Consider the following 26,997-nt stretch of genomic DNA (forward strand, 5'->3'; position numbering starts at 1 on the left):
TGTGCGGCCCATGCGTATACTGCCCCGACCGTTCGGCTTGGTTAGGTCGGGCTTCGACCCGGCTGCGCTCGGACGGGGGCAGCCCGGCCGGATTCTGCAGAATTGAGCCTGCTTGGCCCCTTTGGCTGCCTCGACCATCACGGCTGTCGCTCTCATGCCGCGCCGGTCTTCAGCATCCGTCCTCAGGACGCAGCCGCAATTCGAACTCCTCGTCGCGATCGCATGTCAGCTTGCCGTTCTCCACCCGCAGCCGCGCCGCCTGAATCGAGGAACGGCGCGTTTCGTAGGACGACGTATCGTCTCCGCCCCTTCTTCCCGGATGCGTAAAATAAAACACATAAGCTTCGTCTCCTTGAACGACGACGTCCGCATGCAGACCGATCGTCCCGTCGTCCTGCCGCGAGCCCGGCGTATCCAGAATGAGGCCGCTGCGCTCCCAATGCTCCAGATCGTCGGAACGAAAGACGCCCTGGCCTCTCCACTCGTCGACGATCATCCAGTAGCTGCCTTGAAATCGGAACACGTTAGGACCCTCGTGGCCGCGTTCGGTAATGACCGGCCCGACCGCCTGCCAATGGTACAGGTCTTCGCTGTCGGCGGCATACGTATGGGAGTGATGAGCCTCGTCCTTGTACCACATCCGGAACCGGCCGTCCGGCAGCCGGTGCACGCACGCATCGATCACCCGGTCGGAGCTGAGCGCCAATCTGGAACGAAACGTCCAGTTCAGCAAATCTTCGCTCGTATAATGCAGAATATGCCGGTCGAAGCCCGACCAGTCGTGCGGAACGCCGCGGATATAACTGACGTACATATGGTACAAACCATCATGCCAGATGATTTCCGGCGCCCAGAACGTATTGCGGCCCCATTCGATATCGAGTCCGGTCAATACGCCGCGGTAAACCCACGTCTTTCCTCCGTCGGAGGAAGAGGCTACGCCGAGATCGGTGCCGTGCACCCAGGCGAATTTGACTCCTTCCGCCGTCGCCCGGCGGTTCGTATAGACCATCCACCATTCCTTGGCCTGCCGGTTCCATATAACGACCGGATCGGCCGCTCCATCGTAGATCGGATCGCGAAATAACGGAGCTTTCAATCGGATCTGCCTCCTTCTTCAAGCGCCAAATTCCCTAATAAAGCAGCCGCTTCCTCGGCCATGCCAAGCAATTGAAGGGCCGCTTCAATCTGATTCAACAACGATTCGGATTCGTCCCTGTCTCCCTGCAAGGCTTTATCCATAAGCTTGGGGATGAGCATACCGCAGCGAATGCCGGCCGCCGTCAAAAAACCGAATCGGACTTGTCTTAATCCGCCGTTCCATCCTGCATCTTCAAGCCCCTCATAGTACCGTTGCAAAAATTTCTCCGCCAGCTCCGCCATATCGAAGGAGGCGCCCAATCCCGAGTGAAGGCACAGTCCGTAGTATCGCCCCAACTCCTCGCCTACGCCGGCGATTCCGGCAAACGCCCAATCGATAGCCGCTACGGTCCCGTCTTCCTGCAGATACAGATTCGGCCGCCATGCATCATTATGAGTAAATACCTTGGGTAATCGGGACAGCCCGTCCAGCAACCGCGAACGCATCCGGCAAAACTCGGAATACCGTCTGAACGTATCGGAAGGGAATAATTCCTTGACGGAAGGATGAGCCCATACCTCTTGCTTCCGAGCTATCCCGTTGTCGTATTTATCGCATTCTTCGACCCAGGAAGATAACCAATTGCTGCATAACCAAGGTGCGGACGGCAGCGCTTCGACGCTTCCATAAGCGCCGTTAAACCTGCCAAGACATCGCGCAACGTCCTCGTACTGTTTCCCCGACCATTGTCCCTTGTAATAATCGGATACTTCCTCCATCCATATCCAAACCGTCTTATCTTCCTTCTCCTCTACTCCGTAACAACGCGGCGCCCGGATCACGGAAGGCAGCTTCTCAAGCAGCCCGGACTGATAAGCCAAAATCTCCCGCTTCCAATAGTTGTAATGCGCCGGTCCCTGGGAACCGGCGGCAGGAACTACGATCTTCACTATCATGGACCATCGGATCGGCCGATCCTGCGCCAAGGCCGTCCCTTCTACCCGATATAAACCTCCCGTTACTATATTGGAAGCTTGCCAGCCATGACGGGAGCATGACCATTCCCCCAGCGTAATTGAGTCATGGCCGATTAGCTTTCGGACATAGCGGTAAAGACGTTCTTGTGAAATGTTAAGCGTAGCCGTCATCGATCGGACCTCCCAGAAAATTATCTATAAAAGGAGAGCGTTTTTTACGAGCAGCGGCCGATCGATACAGCGCGCCGCTACCGCTCATTTCCCTACGAGCTGCCGGTAATACGAATCGATCTCCACCGGAGCGCCGTTATTCAGCCGGGATTGTTCGGCGGCGAACGCCAGCAGATGGCTTCTCACCGAAGCTGCTGCCGAGGTCAAGCTTTCCTTGCCGTCATACTGGCGGACCTCCCGCAGAAAGCTCCGGACGATGCCGCTGTCGCCGCCTCCGTGTCCGCTTGATTGTTCGGGAATGTCAATCGTATGCTCCTCGTGGGTCAAGAAGTCCATCCAGACGAGCCGCCCGTCCTCTCCCCTCAGCTCGCCGCGGGTGCCCATAATCTGAATGCGGCGCTCCTGGTGCCGCGTAAATCCGCACATGCTGAACATCGCGGTCGCGCCGCCGGCAAATTCCAGGTTGACGACCTGATGATCCACTACGTTGTTATCGCTTTGGTACACGCATCGTCCGTAATCCGTTTCCTTCAACCCTTGGACGATCTTCTCCCGGGTAAGCTCTTGGGTAAAATGCTTCGCCCAGTCCTTGCCTTCTCCCAAATAAAACCGCGGGGCATAGTAAGGACAGGACGTTTCCGCAGGGCAGCCGTCGATACAATGGGACGGAGCGCCTGCGGGGGCGTTGCCGGAATGAAAGTGCATCAGCGAGCCGAACGAGCTGACCCGAACGCACGGCTCATCCATCAGCCACGAGAGCACATCCATGTCATGACAGGATTTGGCGAGAATCATCGGGCTCGAATCGTCCGAATTGCGCCAGTTGCCTCTGACGAAGCTATGCGCCATATGCCAATAGCCGACATTCTCGTTCAGCTGGACCGAAGCGATCTTGCCGATCCTCCCTTCCGTCAGAATGCGTTTAATTGCGGACCAGAACGGCGTGTAACGAAGGACATGGCAGATGGTAAGCAGCCGGTCGTTCTTCCGCGCGGCTTCCTCCATCCGGATACATTCGGCGGGATCGGGCGACATCGGCTTCTCCAGCAGCACATGATACTTCTTCTCCAGCGCCTGCAGCGTAGGCTCGTAATGCATTCTGTCCTGGGTGCAGATGACGGCTATATCGGCGATTCGCGGCTCTTGCAGCAGCTTTGTCCACGAATCGTAACAGTTGGCGGCTTCAATCCGGTGCTGCTTCGCAAAATTCTGCCTTCTCTCCTCGTCTTTCTCGGCAACGGCGACAAATTTCAGTTCATGAGGGTAATCCAGCGCATACGGAGCATAGCTTCTTGCTCCTCTGGCCCCTGCTCCTATTAAAATAGCGGTCAATGGTTTCATCATGTTCCCCTTCCTCCGATAGATTTGAAATGACAGCGTGCTATAATGAAAGTATAAAGCATCGGATGCGCAGCAGTGCAAGCAACCCTGCCCTATTTTTATAATATTCCTGCTCTTTCTATTGGGAGATGAACATATGCTGGAGGACCCTCACTATTTTTATAGAACAATTACGCATTCTCCGAGCGAGACGGCCAAAAAATGCATGTTTTTCGTACAGGATGTCGGCTGGTTTCTCTGCTCCCCGACGTACGCCGTAGACCGCAGCTTTTTTTATGCCTATCAGATCAAATTCGTCGTCAAAGGCTCCGGCTATCTTTACTGGCAGGGACGCAAGCATAAGCTGAAAGCGAACGACCTCTTCTGTCTGGATTTGAACCGCGAACACAGCTACGAATCCGATCCGCTCGATCCGTGGGAACTTCTCTGGGTCCGCTTCGGCGGACAGCAGGCTGCCGATTATTTCGCCATGCTCGGCTGCGCGGAGCAGCCCGTATGTCAGGTGAGAAACCCGGAATTCGTGCACTCGCTGTTTCGCGAGCTGTTCGAGATGTTCCAAAGCCGCCCGGTCGGCTTGGAGGTCGCCGCTTCCGCGCTGATTGCCCGCATCCTCTCCGAGCTGGTCATTGCCAAGATGGAACGCGACGCTCTGCTCTCGCCCTATGCGTCTTCCTCCTATCCGAAGGAAGTCCGGCAGGCGATCGACTATATCGAACGCCATTACCAGCTGCCTGTCCGTGTGGAGGAAGTCGCCGATCACGTGCATCTTAGCCAATACTATTTCGCCCGGATATTTAAGCGCTCGACCGGCTACTCAATATTGGAATATATTAACAAATACAGATTGACCCGCTCCAAACAGCTGCTCGCCTCCTCCAAGCTGCCGACCGGGGAAGTTGCCCGGCTGGCCGGATTTTGCAGCCAAAGCTATTTTACCAAAATGTTCAAAGCCCACGAAGGCATGACGCCCAAAGATTACCGCAATTACGTGCAGTAACGCGGCCGCTGATTACGGCGGCTTCCGCCGCCGGGAGCCGCGCTGGCCATGCCGGGCGTAACACAGGCCCTCGCAAGCTATGCGAATGACTCTCTTCCCAAGATCATACAATAGCCATTGAGATTCGCACTTCACAGATGTATAGTAAAGATAAGCATTCGTGAATGCGCTATCATTTTCAAATTGGAGGAATGGTTATGACTTCTTTGAGCACCGCCCTCATCCAGACGCAGAAGCTTCTCCTCACGCCGCGCTTAAGACAATCTATCGAAATGCTGCATATGTCGTCTCTGGAGCTAATGGAATTTATCCAGGAACAATCGAGAGAAAATCCTTTGCTGGACTATAAATACGATAGCGTGCCCCCCTCTCCCGGGGGCAAAAAACGAACGTCCGACCCTAATCACGAATGGTGGCTCCATATCCGAAGCGGCGGCCAGCCTTCGCTGGAAGCGGTGCTGACCGAGCAATTGCAGGAGGCAGGCGTCCGGCCGGAGCTGCACAAAATAGCCTTGTTCATTATCCGTTCGCTCGACGAGAAAGGATACTTGCCGTTAACGCCGCAATGGATCTCCCAGCATCTGCGCCAGCCTGTTCCGCTTGTCCTGAAAGCCGTTGACCTCGTGCAAAATATGGAGCCCGCAGGCGTAGCCGCATCCAGCCTCGAAGAATGCCTAATGCTCCAGTTGGATCAGCTCGGCGACAACGATGCTTTGGTAAGGAGCCTTATTCGGGGTCATTTGAAAGATATCGCCAAGCGAAGGTTCGGACCGCTGGCCAAACAATACGGCGTCGAGCCGGCCGACATCCAGCGGGCCGCAAGCAGGATCAGCCGCTTGAATCCGAAGCCGGGCGCCGCCTACAGCGGGGAGAGAACGCAGTTTATCGTCCCCGATATCGTCCTGACCCGAACCGACGAAGGGTTCGAAATCGGGCTGCACGACGCTTCGCTTCCCAACATCGTCTTCAATGCGGAATATGTCGAGCTGATGAAGTCCAATCCCCCTAAAGAAGTAAGCGCTTATTTGACGGAACAGCGGAAGCGGGTCCAAGCCATTATCGACAGCATTGAACATAGAAAAGCCACCATGTACAAAGTGGCGACCGTTATTTTTGAACATCAGCACGCCTTCTGTCTGCATGGCCCGTCCGCGATTAAACCGATGGCTATGCGTCATGTCGCCGAGCTGCTCGGCATCCACGAATCGACCGTCAGCCGGGCCGTCAACCAGAAGTTTGCGATGACGCCCTGGGGCCTCTACGAGCTGAAGCAATTTTTCACCTCGTCGGTGAAGCAAGCAGACGGCGCCGCCGTCTCCTCCGCCCAGATCAAAGAGCAGCTTCGCGAGCTGATCGACGGCGAAGACAAAACCGAACCGTGGTCGGATCAAAAGCTCGCTGAACGCCTGACGCAATCGGGGCTGCAGGTTTCCCGGCGCACGGTCGCCAAATACCGCGACCAGTTGAACATTCCGGCCGCTCTGGAGCGCAAACAATATCAGTAGCAATCCCGCCGCCCTCCCGGGCTTCTCGAAGCTTCCGGGAGGGCGGCGCTTTTATTGAGCCCCTTCTAGCAATCTAATTGCGAGATTATTCCGTTCCAATTCCCATATTTTACATATCGATAACCACTGAGTATGATGAGGGGGAACGACGCTTCACATACTCGAATCGATGGACAGGGAGAGGATAGATCATGTCTCATTTTGACCAAATCGCCGAGCAATATGAACATCTCATCAAGAAGGACGGAAACGTACGGTTCGACTATATTATGGACCAATTGGAGGAAGCGGGCGGCGTTCAAGGCCGGCGCGTTTGCGATGTCGGCTGCGGGCCCGGAGAGCTCAGCGCTATGCTTGCGGACAAAGGCGCTCATGTTGCCGCAGCGGACAGCAGTGCGAAGATGCTGGAGCTGGCCCGCCGCAAATCGGGCAAGGTGACTTGGCTTGAGGACGATGCCATGCGGCTCGGCAGCATTCCGGACGGCACAATGGACTTTGTCGTCTCCAGCCTGATGCTGATGGATGTGCCCGATTTCATGGCGGTATTCCGTCAGTCGCATCGTATTCTGGCCCCGGGCGGAATGATGATTTGGACGATCATGCATCCTTGCTTCCAATCTCCGTTCAGCCATCCGCTCGATGAGGGCGGCAGGAAAGTATCCCATTACGACGCGCAATACTGGAAATCTCACGGAAGAGGCACGATTCGTTCGATCGTCGGCTCCTATCATCGGTCCGTATCCGATTATATCAACGGCTTTCAGGAAGCCGGCTTCGAGCTTGTAAGGACCGACGAACCGCTCCCTGACATTCCTCCTCCCCGTGTGCCTCACTGGTTCTGCGCAGTCGGGAAAAGCAAGCCGGCGAGAAACAGTAACTAGGGAACACCGAAAAAACCGCTCTCCGCTTAGGTTAACTTATAACCCAGGTTTGGAGAGCGGCGCGCATTACGCGGCGAATTAAACGCCGGAATAAGACATGAACCCGCCGTCTACAGGCACGGTAATTCCCGTAACGAAGCCGGACATTTGCTCGTCGACGAGCCATAGCATCGTGCCGAGCAAGTCCTCCGGCTTGCCGAACCGGCGCATCGGCGTGTGCGTGATGATCTTGTGAGAGCGTTCCGTCAGCGATCCGTCCTCGCGCGTCAGCAGCCGTCTGTTTTGCTCCGTCAGAAAAAAGCCCGGGGCGATCGCATTGACCCGAATCCCCGCATCGGCCATATGTACGGCCATCCATTTGGTGAAGTTCTCGATGGCCGCCTTGGCCGCGCTGTACGCCGGCACTTTCGTCATCGGGCTCGGCGCGCTCATCGAGGACATGTTAATAATGACGGCTCCCGGCTTATGGATCATGCTGCGGGAAAAAATTTGCGTCGGAATCAGCGTGCCGAGAAAGTTCAGGTTAAATACATAGCTCATCCCTTCCCCGGTCAAATCGAAGAACGACGTCACCTCCGGGTTATGAACGTCTTCCGGCTTGAACGTTTCGCTCGTCGTCATTCCTTGCGGATGATTGCCCCCCGCTCCATTAATCAGAATATCGCAAGCGCCGAATGTCTCGGATACGATCTGCTCGGCCTTTTTCACACTCTCCGCGTTCAAGACGTCGCAGGCGACTGCAATCGCCTGCCCTCCCGCGGCCCTGATCGCTTCCGCCACGCTCTCTCCCTTCTCCGCGGTGCGATTCAGAATCGCCACCTTGACTCCTTGACGGCCCAGCTCTTTGGCCATGGCCGAGCAGAGCACGCCGCTGCCGCCGGTGACTTTACCCTTTAAACCATCATGAATCGTCAGCATAAAGCTTTCCCCCTCTTCGTTCTTTCCAGCGAATCCCATATTCCCCACAAATACATAATGCCTAAAGCGCGGTCGTACAATCCGTAACCCGGCCGGCATTGCTCGTTCCACAGATGTCTGCCGTGATCCGGCCGGGCATAGCCGGTAAATCCGCTCTCATGATACGCTTTCACAATGTCGCAAATATCGACCGAGCCGTCCTGGGCGCGATGGGAGGTTTCGATAAAATCGCCGTTGTCGTATACGCGGATATTGCGGATATGGGCGAACGGAATCCGGTCCGCAAATTCCCGCACCATCGCCGCCACGTCATTGTTCGGATTGGCGCTCAGCGAGCCGCTGCACAGCGTGACCCCGTTGTAAGGGCTGTCAACAAGCCGAAGCAGCCGGCGAATATTATCCCGGTTTGTCATGATGCGCGGCAGCCCGAAGACCGGCCACGGCGGATCGTCCGGATGAATCGCCATCCGAATATCGTTCTCTTCCGCAACCGGGATGATATGCTCCAGGAAATAAGCCAAATGGTTCCATAAATCTTCTTCCGTGACGTTCTTATACGCCTCGAAGACCCGGGACATATGTCTCAGCCTCTCCGGTTCCCAGCCGGGCATCGTGAAATCGGGATTTTCGTTAATCTTGCGGACGAGCTCGGCGGGGTCCATGGCGTCTACCAGCGTTTTCTCGTAAAACATCGCCGTGGACCCGTCCTCCAGCTCCTTGTGCAAATCCGTCCGCACCCAATCGAATACGGGCATGAAGTTGTAGCAGATCGTTTTGACCCCGACTTGGCCCAGCTTCCGTATCGTGCGCTTGTAATTGTCAATATACCGGTCGCGCGACGGCAGCCCCAGCTTAATATCTTCATGGATATTAACGCTCTCAACCACCTCGATATGGAAGCCGTACCGCTCCGCCTGCCGCTTCACCTCGATGATCCGGTCCAGCGGCCATTCTTCCCCTGCGGGAATGTCGTGCAGCGCCCACACGATCCCCTCCACCCCGGGAATTTGTCTGATCTGGCTCAGGGTCACGGTATCGTTGCCTTCCCCATACCAGCGAAATACCATTCTCATTCCGGCTTCTTCCCCCATTCACCCTAATCGATAAAATATTGCGGATACGCTTCCCGAAGCGCGGGAAGCTCTACGTCCAGCTTGCCTACATGCAGTTCAAGACGCCGAGCGGTCAAATCTTCATTGCCTTGCTCGATCGCTTCAAGCAATCCGTTATGCTCTTCAATCACGCGATCCATATGATGAAACTGCTTAAGCGCCAAAAAGCGCAGCCGGTTCAAATGCCCGCGCATATGATACACGACCTGAAGCAGCGTCGCGTTGCCGGTCACTTCCATAATAGAGCGGTGAAACTCCTCGTCCAGCTGCAGAAACAGTCCGATATCGCCTTCTTCTGCGGCGGCGCGCTGCCCCTCCAGCAGCTCCCCGATCCGTCCCCGGACTTCCCGGCGGTCCTGCCGGTTCCACATTTTCGCCGCGACGCGAAACGCGCCGATTTCCAAATGCTCGCGAATGAAGCGGGTTTCCGCCGCCTTGCGCTGGGAGATGTAGGCGATCCTCGTGCCTCTCTGCGGCAGCACGTCCAGCAGTTGCTCGCTGACAAGCAGGCGGATCGCTTCGCGGATCGGCGTACGGCTGACGCGAAGCGTGTCGGCCAGTTCATTTTCGTAAATCATACTCCCCGGCTCCAGCCGCAGCGATACGATGCCTTCGCGGATCGATTCATACACCTGGTCTCCGAGAGATTTGCGCTGCAGCTGCGGCGGCAAAGGTGATAAGCTCATTGAAGCGCCTCCTGTCCGTAATGACTTCATATTACTTGCATTCTTGTATACAAGTCAACTTTTTTTTGAAACCGCGTCCTCGTTCGAACCCTCCTCTCCCCCGGATCTCTCAGGAATCGGCGCAGACCGTCCGGCTTTCAGATCATGGCTCAGAATAAACGAAGCTTGCTCTTTTTTGCCCAGCGCCGATTCGAGAATCTCGAATATCGTTTTGCCGGGATACAACCGCGAAATGGCAATATACAGAACGACCATGATCATATTGATCAGCATACCGCATAACGAAGCCATCCAGGCGTCTTCCCGGGCCGAATGGGCCAACCCCGCCGGCGTTACCAGAATGGAAGTGCCTATGGTCGGGCCGAACGTCAATATGTAAAACTGCCATGCCGAAATCCCTTTTTGTATCATTCTCTCCACAAGTTAGGGTACTTCCGATGCAGCGCCTCGCCGAAACGAATAAAGGGAGCACCGTATGTGCTCCCTTCTCTATTTACAACCGGGTGATTTCGTATTCCTCGATTTTCCGGTACAGCGTCGTCCGGCCGATTTGCAGCAGCTCCGCGGCCTTGCTGACATTCCAGCCTGTGACCTGAAGCGCCCGCTTGATCGCGCCCACCTCGGCGGCCTTCAGCGTCGGAACCTGCGCGCCGAGCTGATCTCCGGATAATCGGCCGTCTCCGGCGTCCGCCTCCTCCAATAGAAGATGCTCCGGCGCGATCGGCCCTCCCTCGGCGAGAAACGCCGCCTGAATCAGCGCGCTGCTTAGCTCGCGGACATTCCCCGGCCAGCTGTACAGAAGCAGCTTGCGTCCTGCGCTCTCCGTCAGGCGGCAGCACGGATAGCCGTGCTTGTGCAGCAGATGCGCGGCCAGCATCACGATGTCCGTCCTCTCGCGCAGTGCCGGGAGCGTCAGCTGAATCCCCTTCAGACGATAATACAGGTCGGCTCTGAAGCGGCCTTCCTTCACTTCCTGCGTCAAATTTTTGTGCGTGGCGGCGATAATCCGCGTGTCGATACGTCTAGATTTCGTGCTGCCGACGGGCGTCACGATCCGCTCCTGCAGCACGCGGAGCAGCGCGGCTTGCGCACGCAGCGACATGTCGCCGATCTCGTCGAGAAAGATCGTTCCTTTATTGGCCGCCTCGAATTTGCCGATGCTGCCCTCGCGGTTTGCGCCGGTGAAGGCACCCCGCTCATAACCGAACAGCTCGCTTTCGACGAGCGTGTCCGGAATGGCGCCGCAATTCACCGCAATGAAGGGCCCTTCCGAGCGCAAGCTGGCCGTATGGATCGATTGCGCGAACAGCTCCTTTCCCGTGCCGCTCTCTCCGAGCAGCAGAACGGGAAAGTCCGTCAACGCCGCTTTGCCGGCCAGTTCCTTCTTCTGCAGCAAGCTCGGGCAGTCTCCCGCAATGTCGTCGAACGTGTAGAGCCGGCCGACGTTCACCGTCTTCTTCTGCACGGCTACGGAACGCTTGATCGTATGGCGGCCGTCATGGAGCGCTTCGACGGCAAAGCCTTCGATGCCGGTAAATTCCTTGCCGACGACGTCCTGTCCCAAAGCGCGCAGAGCCGCCTGATTCGCCCGGATGATCCGGTTGTCGGCGTCAAGCGATAAAAGCGGCAGCGGATGGCTTCTCGCCGAATATTCCAATTCCTTCAAAGTGATCAATTGCTCCTGCTTCACTTCCTCGATAAGCAGCCGGTTTTGCAGCGCATCGGCGATCATCGTGGCGAGCGTCAGCGTATACGGGTTATAGCTTTCCTGCCTACCGCTAAAATTGATGACGCCGAGCAGCTCCCCGCTCGGGCTAAAGATCGGCGAAGACGCGCAGGTCAGAAAGCTGTGCTGCCTGCTGTAATGCTCTGCGGCATGGACGCGGACCGGCACCCGTTCCAGCAAGGCCGCACCAATGGCGTTAGTCCCCTTCCGCCTCTCCTCCCAGTTGGCTCCGACCTGCAGTTGAACCTGCTCCGCCTGTTTGGAGAAGAGCGGCTCGCCCACGGAGTAAATAATATTTCCTCCCGCATCGATGAGCAGCGCAGCCTGCCCGGACTGGTGGATAAAACGCTCCATGCTGCCTAGCAATTGCGAAGCGTGACGGATAAGCAGTTGATGTTCTCCAATAATTTCTCGAATACGCTGCTCCGTCATCAGCTGGTCGTCAAAATGATCGTGAGGCTTCAACCCGTACTGCTGGCAGCGCTTCCACGAATTGGCCACAATTTCCGTCTGTTCGTTCAAACCCAAAGATGTCAAAAGGAACACCTCCAAAAAGCGGTTTGTCGCAGGAATCTATCCACTATAAGGTAACATATTTGGACGCTGCTGTGTAATTTGCCGCCAAGAATGTTCCGAAATGGCACACTGCTCCGAAACTGTATGTTTCAATTCGGCGCATTCGAAAGGAAGCGTTTGCAGCGCGTTCCTTCCCGGAGCGCTCTTCAGCGCTTGGCACGATTCTTGCTTCAAAAATCGATGAGTACGATTCACAATATTATTTTGGGAGGTAATCCGCATGATCTACGCTCAGCCAGGCCAAGAAGGCTCCAAAGTCGCTTTTAAAAAACGTTACGACAACTTCATCGGCGGTCAGTGGGTCCCGCCCGTTAACGGCCAATATTTCGAGAACGTAACCCCGGTGACCGGCCAATCGTTCTGCGAGGTGGCCCGTTCAACCGCCGAAGACATCGAGCTGGCGCTGGATGCCGCGCACGCGGCCAAAGCCGCCTGGGGCAGCACTTCAGCCGCTGCCCGCGCCAACGTTCTGAACCGCATCGCCGATCGGATCGAGGCGAATCTGGAGCTGCTCGCCGTAGCCGAGACATGGGACAACGGCAAGCCGGTGAGGGAGACGATGGCCGCCGATCTGCCGCTCGCCATCGATCATTTCCGTTATTTCGCCGGCTGCATCCGAGCGCAGGAAGGCGCTCTCAGCGAAGTCGACGGCGATACGATCGCCTATCACTTCCATGAGCCGCTCGGCGTCGTCGGACAAATCATTCCGTGGAACTTCCCGCTGCTCATGGCGACATGGAAGCTGGCCCCCGCGCTTGCCGCCGGCAACTGCGTCGTGCTGAAGCCGGCCGAGCAGACGCCGGCGTCGATTCTCGTCCTGATGGGGCTGATCGAAGACCTGCTGCCTCCGGGCGTCGTAAACATCGTGAACGGCTTCGGGCTGGAAGCCGGCAAGCCGCTGGCTTCCAGCAGCCGCATCGCCAAGATCGCCTTCACCGGCGAGACGACGACCGGGCGCCTGATCATGCAGTACGCTTCGCAAAATATTATTCCCGTCACGCTGGAGCTGGGCGGCAAATCGCCGAATTTGTTCTTCGAGGACGTGCTTGCCCATGACGACGCTTATTTGAATAAAGCGATCGAAGGCTTCGTGCTGTTCGCCTTGAACCAAGGCGAAGTGTGCACCTGCCCTTCCCGCGCGCTCATTCAGGAATCGATCTACGACGAATTCATCGAACGCGCCTTGAAGCGTGTAGCCGCCATCCGACAAGGCAACCCGCTGGATATGGAGACGATGATCGGCGCTCAGGCTTCCTCGGAGCAGGTGGAGAAAATTTTGTCGTACATGCAAATCGGCCGGGAGGAAGGCGCCGAGCTGCTCGCCGGCGGAGGCAGAGCGCAGCTCGCAGACGGCCTGGAAGCCGGCTATTATATTCAGCCGACCGTCTTTAAAGGAAGCAACAAGATGCGCATCTTCCAGGAAGAAATATTCGGCCCGGTCGTCTCCGTAACGACGTTCAAGGATCAGGAGGAAGCTCTGGCGATCGCCAACGATACGCTGTACGGGCTCGGAGCCGGCGTCTGGACCCGCGACATGAACAAGGCATACCGGATGGGACGGGGCATCGAGGCCGGCCGCGTCTGGACGAACTGCTATCATGCTTATCCGGCCCACGCTGCCTTCGGCGGATATAAAATGTCCGGAATCGGCCGGGAAAATCATAAGATGATGCTGTCCCATTACCAGCAAACGAAAAACCTGCTCGTCAGCTACAGCCCCGACGCCTTGGGTTTCTTCTAAGCGGAGCCGCCCATGACGAACGAACAAGTGCCCCGAGTGACGGTGACGGACGCCGCCCTGGAGCTGATCGCGCGGCTCCGCGGCAAGCATGGCCCGCTCATGTTTCATCAATCCGGGGGCTGCTGCGACGGCAGCTCTCCGATGTGCTATCCCGACGGGGAATTTCTCGTCGGAGATTCGGATGTGCGGCTCGGCGAGATCGGCGGCGCCCCGTTCTATATAAGCAAGGCCCAATATGAATACTGGAAATTTACCCAGCTGATCATCGACGTCGTGCCGGGACGCGGCGGCATGTTTTCGCTGGAAGGCCCCGAAGGGCTGCGCTTTCTGACCCGCTCCCGTGTCTTCACCCCGGAGGAGCAGCGGGCTCTCGGGCTGCTGGAATAAGAGATGCCTGCAGAACAAATCCCCCAAAAGCCATCCATGCCGCTACGCGGCACCACAGACAATGGAAATGGGGTACCAAGAGTAATTTCCAGGGTAGTGACGTGATGCTCTGAAGCTTATTCCGTCCGCATCCAGCCTAAGCTGGATCGGCGTCTACCATTCCTCTGGGATCGTTCTATGGGTAGACATTCCTTTCGGGGAGAACCCGGATATCCACAGGATATGGCTGCGCATCATTTCCATAACAACAAAAAACCGTTAGCTGAGCCGCCATGCTCTGCTAACGGTTTTCTTCATGTTAATAACTTGACTGCCGCTTAAAGGCTTACAGCTTCGGCAGACTTCCGCTGCATCCGCCGCTGCCTACGGGCCGAACTGCGCCTTATGCAGCTTGCTGTAGATGCCGCCCGCCGTAACCAGCTCGCGGTGCGGCCCCTCTTCCGCGACGCCGTCCTCGGTGACGACGACGATGCGGTCCGCGTTCTTGATCGTCGCCAGACGGTGGGCGATGACCAGCGTCGTGCGCCCTTCCGACAGCTCGGCGAGCGATTGCTGAATCGCCACCTCGGTTGCGGTATCGAGAGCGGAGGTCGCCTCGTCGAGAATAAGAATCGGCGGATTTTTGAGGAACATCCGCGCGATGGCGAGCCGCTGCTTCTGACCGCCGGACAGCTTGACGCCGCGCTCCCCGATCATCGTGTCCATCCCGTCCGGCTGATTGCGGATGAACTCCTCAAGCTGCGCCCGCCGGGCCGCCTCCCATATTTCGTCCATCGAAGCGCCAAGCCTGCCGTATGCGATATTTTGCCGGATGGTCCCTTCGAACAAGTAAACCTCCTGCTGCACGATGCCGATCTGGCTGCGCAGCGATTCGAGCGTCATCTTGCGGATATCGAGCCCGTCGATCGTAATATGCCCGCCCGTGCAATCGTAAAACCGCGGCAGCAGACTGCAAATCGTCGTCTTCCCCGCACCGGAAGGACCGACGAAAGCAACAGTTTCCCCTGCGCGAATCGAGAGGCTGAAGTCGTTTAGAATGTTCTTCTCCTCGTTGTAAGCAAACGATACGTTGCTGAATTGAATGTCTCCGTTCAGCTTGCGCACTTTGACGGCGTTCGGAACGTCCGCGATATCCGGCTCGGTATCCATAATGGAGCAGTACCGCTTGAAGCCGGCGATTCCTTTCGGGTAGCTCTCGATCACCGCGTTAATTTTCTCGATCGGACGGAAAAAGACGTTGGACAGCAGCAGGAAGCCGACGAATTGCCCGTACGTCAATTCCTGGCGAATGACGAACCACGTTCCGCACACCATGACGAACAGCGATACGAAGCGCATCATCATGTACGTGATCGACATGCTCTTGGCCATCAGTTTGTAAGCGAGCAGCTTCGTCTGGCGGTATTGACGGTTCGTATCCTTGAACAATTCCTTCTCGTACTCTTCGTTGGTGAACGCCTGAACGACGCGAATGCCGCCGATATTGTTCTCGACACGGGAGTTGAACTCGGCCACATTGCCGAATAGCCGCTCGTACGTACGGGTCATTTTTTTGCTGAAAAAATAGGCGAACCAAGCCATTACCGGAATGACGATAAACGTCAGCACGGCAAGCTTCGCATGGATCGACAGCATAAGCAGAAACGCGCCGATCAGCGTCATGATGGCGATAAACACATCCTCGGGCCCGTGATGGGCGATCTCGCCGATTTCGTTCAAATCGTTCGTAATCCGGGTCATCAAATGACCGGTCTTGTTGTTGTCAAAAAAACGGAACGATAATTTCTGAATATGATCGAACAGCTTCTTGCGCATATCGGTCTCGATGTTAATGCCCAGCATATGCCCCCAATACGTAACGACATACTGCAGCACCGTATTCAGCGCATAAATGCCGAGCAGCGCAGCGCACGCCCAGCCGATTAAGGTCCAGTCCTTGCTGGGCAGCAGCTTGTCGACAAACTGGTTGACCGCCAGTGGAAAGCCCAGCTCCAGCAGCCCCGCCACGATGGCGCAGCAAAAATCAAGCAGGAACAGCCCGCGATAAGGCCGATAATAGGAAAAAAATCGTTTTAACACTGCAATGACTCCTTTCTTACTCTATGTACTTACATAATGTACGCGCGATCGCTTTCCTCGTCGGAAGCGTACAAAGCCTGTGTCCCGCTTGACGGAGTCAGCCTCCGCCCGCGGGGACTGCCGGGAAAGTATCCTCCCGCCATAAGATACGCCCCATACGTTCCCGCCGTCCCGTTCCGTCAGGCAGCCGTCCTGCGGACGCGCGTCCATGTGCAATCAGTAACATCATACTGCGGTTCACATATTTTGGCAATCGATTCGGCGCTTCATTGGCGAAATGCGATTTAAAGCTTTGTATCGAAAAAAGCCCCCCGATGCAGCGGGAGGCGACGTACAATTTTCACAATATACTGGCATTTTGAAACGCTTGCCGGTATTGCAAGGGGCTCATTCCCTCCGCCTGGCGAAACGCTCTGCTTAGTTGGCTCTGCTCTCCGAAGCCAACCTGGTCGGCGATTTCTTTAATGGTACAGCCGGAATCGATCAACAGCGTCTTGGCCTTCTGAAGCCGCGTCTGCCGGACATATTCCATCGGAGGCATTCCGAGGTTTTGAAGAAACAAATGGCTCAGATGGCTCGGACTTAAGTGTACGCTGTCGGCCAGCTCCCGCAAGCTTAACGCTCCGCCCAATCGGTGCTGGACATAGCCGCAAGCTTGCATCACCCGTTCCTCCAGACGAAGCGGGTCGGCAGGCAGCCGGTCGGACACGATGGTCAGAAACTGCTGCAGCCATTGGTAGAGCAGCCCCTGCAGCCCGAGAAACCGGATCGAAATATCCGTTCTGACCAGATGGGTATGGCGGGGAACGGCTGCGCCGTCCTCCGCAGGCTCCGTGCCGGTCATTAGCTCCCCAAGCCGATCGAAGGCTTCCAGGCACGCGCTCCACATGGAGACGAACCGTTCCAGATCGCCGGCAAATGCGACAAAGGTCACAACCGGCAGACGGTATAACGTTACCAAGTCCAAATTGCCGATTTTCAAATCGGCGCAAAGCGACAAATACCTAAGCGATGGTTGGCAATCCGCTTGGGGCGGCAATCCGAACAGCGTATTCGGGCGGAATACGATCAGATCGCCGGCGGCCGCCTGCCGCCGTTCACCCTCGATCATTACGTCCATCGTCCCGCTCATCACGAGCCAGAACAGCGTATAAGGCATTCTCATGGGCTTGACTTCGTAACCGGCGGTTTTGGGCATGCTGCGAATCCAACGAATTCTGAAGCGTAAATAATCGATGTAGAAGGATTCGTCCTTCAACGTAAACATCCGCTCACCCTCCACATGCTGCATCAGGATAACATTCGCTTTCATTATATCCTAAATGCATTCCCTCCGGATACGAGCGCGGAGACGGGCCCGCCCGCAGCGCGTATCTCTCGCCGCTTCGCTACATCCACTCCAGCGTCCGCTCCCACTGCGCGCCTCCGGCGTTCCCTTGTACCGGCCCCGGCGTGCTTCTGCCTTGCTGCACGTAAGCACGAAGCAGGCTCGTCAGCTCTTCGACAATCTCCGGATATTCATGCTGGACGTTGACTCTCTCGCCGATATCCCGGGACAGATCGTACAGCTGCACCGCAGGCGAGCCCTCCGGCTCCTGTCCCGGCCGCGGATCGCTCCAGCCGCCCGAGCCCGGGCACAGCTCCAGCTTCCAATCGCCCTTGCGGATCGAGAACGATCCGTTAATCGAATGATGAACGATCGCCTCTCTCAGCGGTCCGTCCCCTTCCCGTCCCAGCCATACCGGCAAATTGCTGACACTGTCCTCGGCGGCGTCCTCCGGCAGGCGAACGCCGACAATTTCAGCGACCGTCGCCATCAGGTCGGTCAGGCAGACGGGCTCCTGCGAGACCGACCCGGCTGCGATTCGCTCCGGCCACTGCACCAGCAGCGGCACCCGGTGGCCGCCTTCGTAGATGTCCGCTTTCTGGCCGCGGAATATATAGCTCGGGTTATGCCCGAACTCAGCCAACGCGCCGTAATCCGCCTTGGGCGAGCAGCCGTTGTCGCTGGTGAAGAGGACGATCGTATTGCGCGTTAGCCCGCAAGCCTCCAGCTTTTGCAAAATCTGTCCTACAACATCGTCGCACATCAGCACGAAATCGCCGTACCGGTTCGTCCCCGATTTGCCGAGAAATTCCTTCGTCGGCATAATCGGCGTATGCGGCGCCGGGAGCGGGTAGTAGATAAAGAAAGGCTCGTCCCGCAACCGGTCGATCGTCTCCAGCACCTTCTCCGTACAGCGGGGGAGCACCTCTTCATGGCAAAAATCCGCTCCCGTCGGGCCTTCGCGCCACCAGGCCGTATCGTCGACCGCCCGGGTGATCCTGTCGGGCGCCGCCGTCACGCGGTCGTTCTCGATATATACGTAAGGCGGCATATCCAGCGAGGCGCTGATGCCGTAATAATAATCGAATCCATAGGCATTCGGCCCGTTTCGAACCGGCTGCTCGTAATCTACGTCGGAAGGCTGCCCGCCGCTCGGCGCCCAATCGAGTCCGAGATGCCACTTGCCGATGCAAGCGGTCCGGTAGCCAGCCTCCTTAAGCAGTGAAGCGACCGTCATGCGCCCCTCTTCGATCAGCGGCTTGGAGTAACCGTTCATCACTCCCTGTTTCAAGGAGGAGCGCCAGTTGTATCTTCCCGTCAAAATGCTGTAACGCGAAGGCGTGCATACGGCCGAGCTCGAATGACCGTCGGTAAACCGCATTCCGGCGGCGGCCATCCCGTCCAGATGCGCCGTGTGCAGCTTGGAATGCTCATTCAAGCAGCTTACATCCCCGTAGCCCATGTCATCGGCCAAAATATAAACGATATTCGGTTTGTCCTTCCCGGCAGCGCGAGAGTTCGTCATCTTCCATTCTCCTTCGATAATTAGGATCGTCTGCTTGCATCATATCACTTCGTCTGCCGGGAGCCCATGACATGGGCTTCTGATTTTTTGACAAATCTTACGATGCCTTCATTTCCCGTCCCGTTTATGGAAACCGTCCGGGCGACCACCAGTTCCACCGTCCGAGCAGTTTCATTAAGGAAGGTACCAGCATAAGACGCACCACGGTAGCGTCAAGAGCGACCGCTGCGGCGATGCCGATGCCAAGCTGCTTGACCCCGACGACGTCGCCCAGCGCAAAAGGCACGGTAACGACGATGAGAATGGCGGCCGCCGAGGTGATCATCCTGCCCGAAGAAGCCAGCCCCTCCCGCACGGCGGCATCGTTATCGCCTGCCGTCCCATAGCTCTCATACATGCGCGAGAGCAGAAAGACGCCGTAATCCATGCTGATCCCGAACACGAGCCCGAATAAAAAGACGGGGATCATGACCGCGATGCTGCTCGGCTCCATTCCAAAATGCCCCCCTTGAAAAATCCAGACGAGAATGCCGCAAGCGCCGGCAAGACTGGCGATATTCATCAAGATCGCTTTCACCGGCAGCAGCAGCGAGCGAAAGGCGAGATACAGCACGATATAATTCGTAGCGAGAATATATAGGAGCACCCGCGGAAGCCGGCTGCGGACCGTATCGAAAATCTCCTGCTCGTATTTTGCCTCGCCGCCTAACCGAAACGGAAATTCCGCCGAGGGATCGGCTCCCAAACGCTGCCACGTCCTGATCCATGCCATCGTAGCTTCGGAGCCGGGGCGCCCCTCCAGCTCCGCTCGAATCAGCATCCTGTTGTCCGTCACATAGCTGCGAAGCGCGGACGCATAGCCCGATTCCGGATCGAGCGCGGCCTTCCTCGACGCCTGGTATAAGGCTTCCGGCTTCAAGCCGAGGGCGGAAAATACGGAATCGACGCCGCGAACCAGCGGATCGCTCTCCAGCCGCCGCACCAGCGCATACGCCCGCCGCCAATCATTCAAGCTCCAATCGGCGCTTGTCCGCTCCGTCAGGAGGTAGACGCCGGACCGCTCCGGCGGGGCGAAGTGCGCCGCGTACGCTTCCGCGGCCTTGCGGGATTCGTAGCCGTGAGGAAGCGAGGACGCATCCGGTATGGCGAGCTTCATCTGTCTCAGCGGCAGCAGGCAGATGAACAGCAGCAGCGCCGACAGCAGCAGCAGGCGGACCGGTCTGTTCATCACATAATGCGACCATCCCGCCCAGGCGCGCCCAGACGCCGACCGCTTCTTCTCTGCGGCAACCGTCCGACCGGCCAGCGACAGCATGGCCGGGAGCAAGGTTACAGCCGCGAGGGCGGACACCGCCACCACGGTCATCGCGCCTACGGCCACGGTAGAAAACATCGGCAGAGGCACGAGCAGCACTCCCGCCAGCCCAAGCACGACGCATGCCGCCGAGAACATAACCGCTCTCCCTGCCGTATCCGCCGCCGCCTGCCAAGCCTGCTCCGGCGCCCGCCGGGCAAGCTCTTCGCGGTAGCGGCTTACCAGCATCAGCGCGAAATCGATGCTTAAAGCGAGCCCCACCATCGGAACGACGTTCAGCACAAAATGGGACAGCTCCATACGGGCTCCGATCCAATACATGACGCCCATCGTCACTGTAACTCCGGCTGCGCCCGTCAGGACGGGAAGCAATGCGGAAACGAGGCCGCCGAAAGCGGCCCATAGGACGATCAGAGCTGCGGGTATACCGATCAGCTCCGCCCGGTTCAGATCCTGTGCGCTGGCGCGGTTTACATCGTTTTGCACGACCGTTTTCCCGGTCAGCCGAACCGCGATGCCGCCGTGCTGCGGCAGCTTGCTCTGCAGCTCCTCGATGACGCCGGACATAGCGTATGACGGCTGCGCAAAACCGAGCAGAGCGTAGGCGACGTCGCCGTCGATCAGCCCTGCCCGATTCAGCGGTGATACGGTTTGCGTCAAGCCGCGTACGCTCTGTACCCGATCTAAGGTCAAGCGTATATATTCCAGCCATTCGCTCTGCGCGACGGCGCCGTCGTTCTCGAACACGAGAACGACCGGAGCCTGGGGCAGCCGGAAGCTATCTTCCAATATATTCTGAACCTTGACGAAGTCGTCTTGCGCCAGCAAACCGTGATCCTTCAATACGTCGGGGAGCCTCGCCGCATAGCTTCCGAGCGAGGCGAGCAGGCACAGCCAAACGCACAGAACGAACAGAGGACGGCGAAAAGAAAACGCGGAAAGCCGGCGATAGCCCATCCCTGATTCAGCCTCCTTCGGACAGGTCTTAAGAACCCCTCCCTTTGAGCCTTGTCGCCTTGACCAGACTGGCCGCTAAATTCGGCATCAACTGCGCCAGCGCCAACAGCAGCCTCGGCAGCACCGGCAGCCCGCTCAGCGAATGAAGCCAGGTGCCCCAGCGCAGCGGGCCGGCGAACTCTCGCTGAACGGCGAGCGCATACTCGGCCTGCCACTGCGCCAGGCTAACCGTGCCGTCCAGGTAGCGATCGGCCAGCCTGGCGCACAGGCGGGCCGACCGCAGCGCCATCGACATGCCGTCGCCGCATAGAGGCGGCACCAGCAGGGAGGCGTCGCCGACATGGGCGAACCGGCCCCATGTGAGCGGCTGCCGGTCCAGCCGGACCGGCGCGACCGCCGCCTCTGTGCCGGGGACGGGCGATGCGTCCAGCAGCCTGCGCCGCAGCAGCGGATGACGCCGGCAAGCCGCGTCCAGCAGCCCGGACACCGTAGGTTCGGCTTCCGGGAACGCCTGCCGCTTCAACAGCGCGCATACGTTGACGCGGTCTCCTTCGATCGGCGATAAGCCAAGATAGCCGCCAGGGAAAAAATATAGCTCCACGACCGGCTCCATCGGTATCCCCGTGAAATGCGATTTCACGCCGATGCAACCGCCGGTTCGGCTTACGGCGCGGTCTCGCGGCCGCTGAAGCCGCATGAGGCGAGGATTCGCGCCCCATGCGCCGATGACCGAGCGGACCAAGAGCTCCTGCGGCAGACCGCCTTCCGCAGGCTTCAGCACAAGACGGAAGCCGCCGCCGGCCGGATGAACCTCCGCGACCGGAGTGCCGGTCACTAGCTCGACGCCGGACCGGTAAGCCGCCTGATGCAGCGCCGAATCGAGCGCATAGCGGCTGACGCCGAGTCCTGTTCCGGGCAGCGGAACGTCCAGCGCGCCTCCGCTGCTTACGATCAGGCGCGCGCGTTCAATACGGCGGGGCTGAAGCCGCTCCACCGTCTTTCGCAAGCCGAGCTCATCCAGTGTGCCGAGCGATTCGGGGGACAGAAATTCGCCGCATACTTTATGCCTCGGGAACGACTTGCCGTCGATCAGCACGGTATCCCATCCTCTGGCCGCCATATCTTTCGCCAGGCTGCTGCCCGCTACGCCCGCCCCGATAATGGCGACATCATGCATGAAATCCATTGCGTCAGCTCCGATCCTCCGTCCGAAGTGATTCTTTGGAAATAACGACCGCATAGCGAAACAGCGGCCTCCAGGCGCAGTACCATGGCCGGCCGCTTGGACATTCCGCTTGCAGCCGCCGCCAGTCGTCCGCACGAAAGCCTTTGGCCACCGACAGCGGCCCGTCGTGAAGAATATACCGGTTGCGCGACAGTACCCGGGCTGCCAGCCAAACGGCAGTCCAAGCCAGCCAATGCCGGTGAATATCGTTAATGACGACGCCCCTGCGCGAAGCCCGGAGCATGCCGGCCACGGCGGCGGGGAGCTCCGTGCAATGAAAATGATGGAGAAACTGCGTGCCCGTAACGACGTCCGCCATCGCTTCGCCGAGCTGGAACAAATCCGCGCGAACGACGCGGACCCGTTCCTCGCTGCGAAAATACCGCCTCGCCTCCTCGCATGCTTCCTCCGTCCAATCGACGAGCGTAATGTCCATCCGGATTCCGCAGGCATCCGCCCAGGCGAGAAGGCGGCGGTTCACATCGCCGGACCCCGCTCCGACGTCGAGAATGCTGAAAGCCGGCGGCCTTCCCGCTTGCTCCCAGAGACGGCGGACGCCGTGCAGCGTCGGCGCCGCCGCCGCGAATAAGCGGTTCAGCCTGCGCAGATGCCGCAATGCTTCGCGAAGCTCCTCTCCGCCGGCCGACAAATCGTCCATCAGCTCGGCCCGTTCCGAGCGCCGTTCGAGGAAATCAGGCATAAGCATTGTTTAACGGCCGCTTCCGCGCGCTAAGCGCGGGCTTGTAACGAATGCGGATCATTTCCGCCGTCAGTCCAGGGCCGAAGGCAATCGCGATGCCGTCTGCGGCTTCCGCTTCCTGTTCCCGCAATCTTTGTCTAAGCTCCTGCAGCACGAACAAGATCGTCGCCGAGGACAGATTGCCGTAATCGCGGAGAACCGCCCGGCTTGCCGCCGTCTGCTCCTCCGTCAGGCCAAGGCTGCTTTGAAGCGCATCCACGATTCCTTTGCCGCCGGGATGAATCGCCCATAGCCGGGGTGACTCCTCGCCTTGCAGCCAATCCTGGATATTCCGGGGCATCCATTCCCCGATAATCCGCGGTATGCCCGGCGACAAATACAGATCAAACCCGCGATCGCCGACCTCCCATACCATCTCGCCGGCATAATCGCTGACGAGCGCGGAGCGATCCTCGCCCAGCTCGAATTCCCCTTCGCTGCCCTCGCCGCCGCTATGCCCGATCACGCAGGCAGCCGCGCCGTCGCCGAAGAAGGAGGCCGCGTACAGATCCTCCCGCCGGACGGATGACTGCAAGTGCAGCGTGCACAATTCCACGCATACGACAAGCACCGCCGCGCGAGGAGACGAGGCCGCAATGCGCCGGGACAACCCTATCGCTTTGAGCCCGGCCGCGCAGCCGAGAAAATTGAGCGGAATCCGCAATACGCCGGGGGATAAGCCAAGCGCTCCGACAAGCAGGCTATCCAGCCCGGGAAGAAACTGTCCCGTACAACTGACGGTAATGACATGCGTTATATGCGAAGGAGACACTCCCGCATCCGAAATGGCCTGCCGGGCCGCAGCTATGCCTAACGGGACCGATTCGCGCTTATAGACAGCCATTCTCTCGGCTGTCGTCGGCACGTCTTCTTCGGGCGTACCCGGCGAATATCTGCACTGCGCCGCCGGCTTTAGCAGCTCCGGCTCGCAGGTATAGCGCGTTTCCACCGCACATTGCTTGAAGATTCGCTTAGCCCAGCGCATAGAATCCGGATGATCCTTAAGCGCGTCGGTCAATCTTTGCGCCGCCTCGATCTGCTCAATCCGGTAAGCAGGCACCGAGGTCCCTATACCCAGCAGGGCAACCTTCGAAGCTGTTTGTTCCATGGTGCGCTCGTCCTCTCCATATTTTTCTAATTCAGATGCTAAGACAAGTCTATTCGCCGTACGCCCCCGTTATGACAGACAGCGGTCCTCCTTCCTGAATAAGAATCGCGCGCCGGTTTCATACTAGCGGGTAATGGTTATTTATGGGGAGGAGATATTTCGCTTATGATCTCTATCGACGAGCTGTTCCAGCCCGCATGCAAACCATCGGATCTGCAGGAGCAGCCTTTGTATTTCAAGGACGGTGCCGCACCGGCCGGGCTGCTGGTCTTTCTGTCTACCATCACGAATAAAGCCAAAATCGAGGAGCTGCTCCTCACTCCGTTCCAATCTCTCGCAAACGGCGGGAACGGAGCGTTCGGCACACCGCTTCCGCCGGCGGCGTTCCAATACTTCTCCTCCATTGGAGAATGGGTTCCGGGCAGGCAGCGGCAGCTGCTGCTGACCAAGCTGTATGCCGGCCATTGCCTGTTTCTGTTAAACGGAAAACCGGAAGCGCTGGTCGTCGACGTGTCCGAATGGCAGAGCCGGTCCATTTCTCCCCCGGAAACGGAAAGCTCGCTGGTCGGTCCGCGGGACGCTTTTATTGAAAATCTAGAGACGAATATCGCTCTCATTCGCGCGCGCATTCGTCATGAGAGTCTAACGGCGCAATCGTTTGTCATAGGCAACTTGACGGGGACGAACGTTACCGTGATGCATCTTGACGGCATTGCGAACCGGCAGATGGTCGATCAAATCGTGGAGCGCATTCAAACGATCCGGATTGACGGCGTCGTGGACACGACTCAAGTCGCCAATCTCATCCTGGAAAAAAATAAATGGTGGTCTCCCTTTCCGCTGTCCCAGTCGACGGAACGGCCGGACAAAGCCGTCTCGGCGCTGCTGGAGGGCCGGATCATCATTCTGATGAACTCGTCGCCTACCGCCGTTATACTGCCCGTGACTCTCACTTCGCTCTACCAGACCGCCGATGACTATTACTTTCCTTTTTTATCGGGCTCCTTTCTAAGATTCGTCAGGCTGGTCGGCTTGTTCCTGACGGTATTTCTTCCGGCCTTTTACATCTCGATTACGACGATCAATCAGGATGTGCTGCGAATCCAGTTCATGCTGGCTATCGCCGCCAGCCGCGAAGGGGTTCCATACCCCGCTTACATTGAAGTGTGCATCATGGTCTTCCTGCTCGAATTAATCAACGAAGCGAGCGTGCGGCTGCCCAGGGTCATCGGGGGTACGGCGACGATCGTCGGCGGACTTATTATCGGCACGGCCGCCGCGCAAGCCCACCTGATCAGCAATATTATGATCGTCATTACGGCCGCTACCGCCATCGGAAGCTTTACGACACCGAACTATATGGTCGGCGTAGCCCTAAGAATGTGCAGCTATATATTGATTGCGCTGGCGATTCCTCTCGGCTTGTACGGGATGACGCTGGGGACCGCATTTATTTTTCTCTATCTGTGTCATCTGAAATCGCTCGGCGTCCCTTACCTGGCCCCTTTCGATACGTTTCTATATAAAGATTTATTCCGGGACGGATTGACCCGGGCTCCTCTTCTTCTGTCCCGGTTCCGGCCCAGCACCTACCGTGCCGACTCTAAGTCCAAAATGAGCCGCAAGGAAGGAGAGAAATTGCTTTGAAGTGGAAACTACAGGAAAAAGAAGTCCATTATCCGATCTTGCTGTTTGTCGTTACGCTCGGAATTTCCATCACAAGGGGCGTCCAAACGACGGTGCTCGCCGCCGTCGGCCGGAACGGCGTCTGGATTTTTTTTCCATGCATGCTGGCGGTCGTATTCGGCACCTGGATCAGCTTGAAAATCGTTACGCGAATGAAATCGACCTCCATCATGCTGGCCGGGGGAGAGATCGGGCCGAAGCTTCTTGCCCCCGCGTCTTATTTTTTGCACGGTCTCTTATTTTTGGGAGGTGCGGGCTACACGCTAATGCTGATCGGAGATTTTTTCTCGCGTACGCTGCTGTACGGCGACCAACGGCTTCTGATGTCGATAGGACCGATTATTGCAGGCTTAATGGCCCTATTCCCCATGGAGACGATCGGGCGGTATGCGCATCTGCTTATGCTGTTCATCGTGCCGCCGTTTCTGCTGCTTTCCCTGCTGCCGCTCAGCAATGCGAAATGGTCCTATATGCTGCCGATCGTTGACAAGAGCGATTGGACCGATCCGCTGACCGCCGTCGCCGTCATTATGCTGATGTTCATTCCTGCGGCTGCCAGTACGATGCTGATAACAAGGTCTGCCCAAAAGCCTTCCTTCGTCTCCCTAGCGGTGTTGATGACCGGGGCGTCCTTCATTGCCGGTCTGATGCTGGCCATGGGGATCACCACGCTCGGCTTGCCCGCAGGCAAAACAGTATCCTTTCTCGCCAACGGAACGTACAGCACCGTGCGGCTGGAGAACTTTTTTCTGGAGCGGGTCGTCTTTCTCATCGTGCTGCTGTGGGAGTATTTAACCTGAATTTCGAAAGTACGATCGTCTAAAAATATAAAAAGGGCTCCAAATCTTTGGTAGAATGGTGTTTGCGAAGACAACATCACCCAAAGAGAGGAGCACCCTTTAGATGAAGTCTACCACAGACGTCAGCAAAATCAAGA

At 57.7% G+C, this 26,997-nt stretch carries 22 protein-coding genes; 7 read left to right on the forward strand and 15 right to left on the reverse strand.

Features of this window, described 5'->3' with window-relative positions; genetic code table 11:
- Window positions 1–169 precede the first annotated feature (169 nt).
- The 3 genes from N0M98_RS27695 to N0M98_RS27705 form a co-directional block, all read right to left on the reverse strand.
- Window positions 170–1,099 (reverse strand): glycoside hydrolase family protein, encoded by a 930-nt coding sequence (locus N0M98_RS27695; protein WP_259619778.1) that lies wholly within the window; start codon window positions 1,097–1,099, stop codon window positions 170–172.
- Window positions 1,096–2,229 (reverse strand): phosphotransferase family protein, encoded by a 1,134-nt coding sequence (locus tag N0M98_RS27700; protein ID WP_249864414.1) that lies wholly within the window; start codon window positions 2,227–2,229, stop codon window positions 1,096–1,098. Before N0M98_RS27700 ends, N0M98_RS27695 begins: the two co-directional genes overlap by 4 nt.
- Window positions 2,230–2,313: 84 nt before the next feature.
- Window positions 2,314–3,570 (reverse strand): Gfo/Idh/MocA family protein, encoded by a 1,257-nt coding sequence (locus tag N0M98_RS27705; RefSeq protein ID WP_249866210.1) that lies wholly within the window; start codon window positions 3,568–3,570, stop codon window positions 2,314–2,316.
- 136 nt (window positions 3,571–3,706) lie between these two features.
- Between N0M98_RS27705 and N0M98_RS27710 the strand changes: the two genes are divergently transcribed.
- The 3 genes from N0M98_RS27710 to N0M98_RS27720 all read left to right on the forward strand — a co-directional run bounded on the left by N0M98_RS27710 (window position 3,707) and on the right by N0M98_RS27720 (window position 6,953).
- Complete coding sequence (locus tag N0M98_RS27710; RefSeq protein ID WP_259619779.1) at window positions 3,707–4,567, forward strand: AraC family transcriptional regulator; 861 nt, start codon at window positions 3,707–3,709, stop codon at window positions 4,565–4,567.
- A gap of 197 nt (window positions 4,568–4,764) precedes the next feature.
- The gene (gene rpoN, locus N0M98_RS27715; RefSeq protein WP_249864416.1) at window positions 4,765–6,072 is read left to right on the forward strand and encodes an RNA polymerase factor sigma-54; all 1,308 of its coding nucleotides are present in this window, start codon (window positions 4,765–4,767) and stop codon (window positions 6,070–6,072) included.
- 191 nt (window positions 6,073–6,263) lie between these two features.
- Complete coding sequence (locus N0M98_RS27720) at window positions 6,264–6,953, forward strand: class I SAM-dependent methyltransferase (protein WP_249864417.1); 690 nt, start codon at window positions 6,264–6,266, stop codon at window positions 6,951–6,953.
- 78 nt (window positions 6,954–7,031) lie between these two features.
- On the opposite strand, the gene N0M98_RS27725 is transcribed toward N0M98_RS27720, so the two are convergent.
- The 5 genes from N0M98_RS27725 to N0M98_RS27745 all read right to left on the reverse strand — a co-directional run bounded on the left by N0M98_RS27725 (window position 7,032) and on the right by N0M98_RS27745 (window position 11,932).
- Window positions 7,032–7,871, reverse strand: coding sequence for an SDR family oxidoreductase (locus tag N0M98_RS27725; RefSeq protein WP_259619780.1), 840 nt, complete (start codon window positions 7,869–7,871; stop codon window positions 7,032–7,034).
- A complete protein-coding gene (gene uxuA, locus N0M98_RS27730; protein ID WP_249864419.1) occupies window positions 7,865–8,944 on the reverse strand; it encodes a mannonate dehydratase in 1,080 nt (359 codons plus the stop codon). The genes N0M98_RS27725 and uxuA overlap by 7 nt, the downstream gene beginning before the upstream one ends.
- Window positions 8,945–8,967: 23 nt before the next feature.
- Window positions 8,968–9,669, reverse strand: coding sequence for a GntR family transcriptional regulator (locus N0M98_RS27735; RefSeq protein WP_249864420.1), 702 nt, complete (start codon window positions 9,667–9,669; stop codon window positions 8,968–8,970).
- A gap of 54 nt (window positions 9,670–9,723) precedes the next feature.
- Window positions 9,724–10,080, reverse strand: a complete 357-nt coding sequence (locus N0M98_RS27740) for a GerAB/ArcD/ProY family transporter (RefSeq protein WP_249866211.1) — start codon at window positions 10,078–10,080, stop codon at window positions 9,724–9,726.
- An 82-nt stretch (window positions 10,081–10,162) separates the two neighbouring features.
- Window positions 10,163–11,932 carry a sigma-54-dependent Fis family transcriptional regulator gene (locus N0M98_RS27745; protein ID WP_249864421.1) on the reverse strand — a complete coding sequence of 590 codons (1,770 nt, stop codon included), beginning with the start codon at window positions 11,930–11,932 and terminating at the stop codon, window positions 10,163–10,165.
- Window positions 11,933–12,191: 259 nt separating this feature from the next.
- On the opposite strand from N0M98_RS27745, the gene adh reads away from it, so the two are divergent.
- Entirely contained in the window at window positions 12,192–13,712 is a 1,521-nt protein-coding gene (adh, locus tag N0M98_RS27750) for an aldehyde dehydrogenase (protein ID WP_249864422.1), read from the forward strand.
- Between the two features lie 12 nt (window positions 13,713–13,724).
- Window positions 13,725–14,099, forward strand: a complete 375-nt coding sequence (locus N0M98_RS27755) for a DUF779 domain-containing protein (protein ID WP_249864423.1) — start codon at window positions 13,725–13,727, stop codon at window positions 14,097–14,099.
- Window positions 14,100–14,462: 363 nt separating this feature from the next.
- Here the strand turns inward: N0M98_RS27755 and N0M98_RS27760 are convergent, their stop codons facing one another.
- From N0M98_RS27760 to N0M98_RS27790, 7 genes are all read right to left on the reverse strand, one after another.
- Window positions 14,463–16,178: an ABC transporter ATP-binding protein gene (locus N0M98_RS27760; protein ID WP_259619781.1), complete on the reverse strand. Its 1,716-nt coding sequence runs from the start codon at window positions 16,176–16,178 to the stop codon at window positions 14,463–14,465.
- Window positions 16,179–16,518: 340 nt separating this feature from the next.
- On the reverse strand, window positions 16,519–17,445 hold the full coding sequence (locus tag N0M98_RS27765; RefSeq protein WP_259619782.1) for an AraC family transcriptional regulator: 927 nt from the start codon (window positions 17,443–17,445) through the stop codon (window positions 16,519–16,521).
- 121 nt (window positions 17,446–17,566) lie between these two features.
- Window positions 17,567–19,030, reverse strand: coding sequence for a sulfatase family protein (locus tag N0M98_RS27770; RefSeq protein WP_259619783.1), 1,464 nt, complete (start codon window positions 19,028–19,030; stop codon window positions 17,567–17,569).
- A gap of 124 nt (window positions 19,031–19,154) precedes the next feature.
- Window positions 19,155–21,302 (reverse strand): MMPL family transporter, encoded by a 2,148-nt coding sequence (locus tag N0M98_RS27775; protein ID WP_259619784.1) that lies wholly within the window; start codon window positions 21,300–21,302, stop codon window positions 19,155–19,157.
- 28 nt (window positions 21,303–21,330) lie between these two features.
- Complete coding sequence (locus N0M98_RS27780; protein ID WP_259619785.1) at window positions 21,331–22,488, reverse strand: NAD(P)/FAD-dependent oxidoreductase; 1,158 nt, start codon at window positions 22,486–22,488, stop codon at window positions 21,331–21,333.
- Between the two features lie 4 nt (window positions 22,489–22,492).
- On the reverse strand, window positions 22,493–23,227 hold the full coding sequence (locus tag N0M98_RS27785) for a methyltransferase domain-containing protein (RefSeq protein ID WP_259619789.1): 735 nt from the start codon (window positions 23,225–23,227) through the stop codon (window positions 22,493–22,495).
- Window positions 23,220–24,374 carry a type III polyketide synthase gene (locus N0M98_RS27790; protein ID WP_259619786.1) on the reverse strand — a complete coding sequence of 385 codons (1,155 nt, stop codon included), beginning with the start codon at window positions 24,372–24,374 and terminating at the stop codon, window positions 23,220–23,222. Before N0M98_RS27790 ends, N0M98_RS27785 begins: the two co-directional genes overlap by 8 nt.
- Before the next feature lie 165 nt (window positions 24,375–24,539).
- Between N0M98_RS27790 and N0M98_RS27795 the strand changes: the two genes are divergently transcribed.
- Window positions 24,540–26,021, forward strand: coding sequence for a spore germination protein (locus N0M98_RS27795; RefSeq protein ID WP_259619787.1), 1,482 nt, complete (start codon window positions 24,540–24,542; stop codon window positions 26,019–26,021).
- Window positions 26,018–26,860 (forward strand): hypothetical protein, encoded by an 843-nt coding sequence (locus N0M98_RS27800; protein ID WP_259619788.1) that lies wholly within the window; start codon window positions 26,018–26,020, stop codon window positions 26,858–26,860. The genes N0M98_RS27795 and N0M98_RS27800 overlap by 4 nt, the downstream gene beginning before the upstream one ends.
- The last annotated feature ends 137 nt before the right edge of the window (window positions 26,861–26,997 follow it).

The organism is Paenibacillus doosanensis (assembly GCF_025060755.1).
In the GTDB taxonomy this organism is placed as follows: domain Bacteria; phylum Bacillota; class Bacilli; order Paenibacillales; family NBRC-103111; genus Paenibacillus_S; species Paenibacillus_S doosanensis.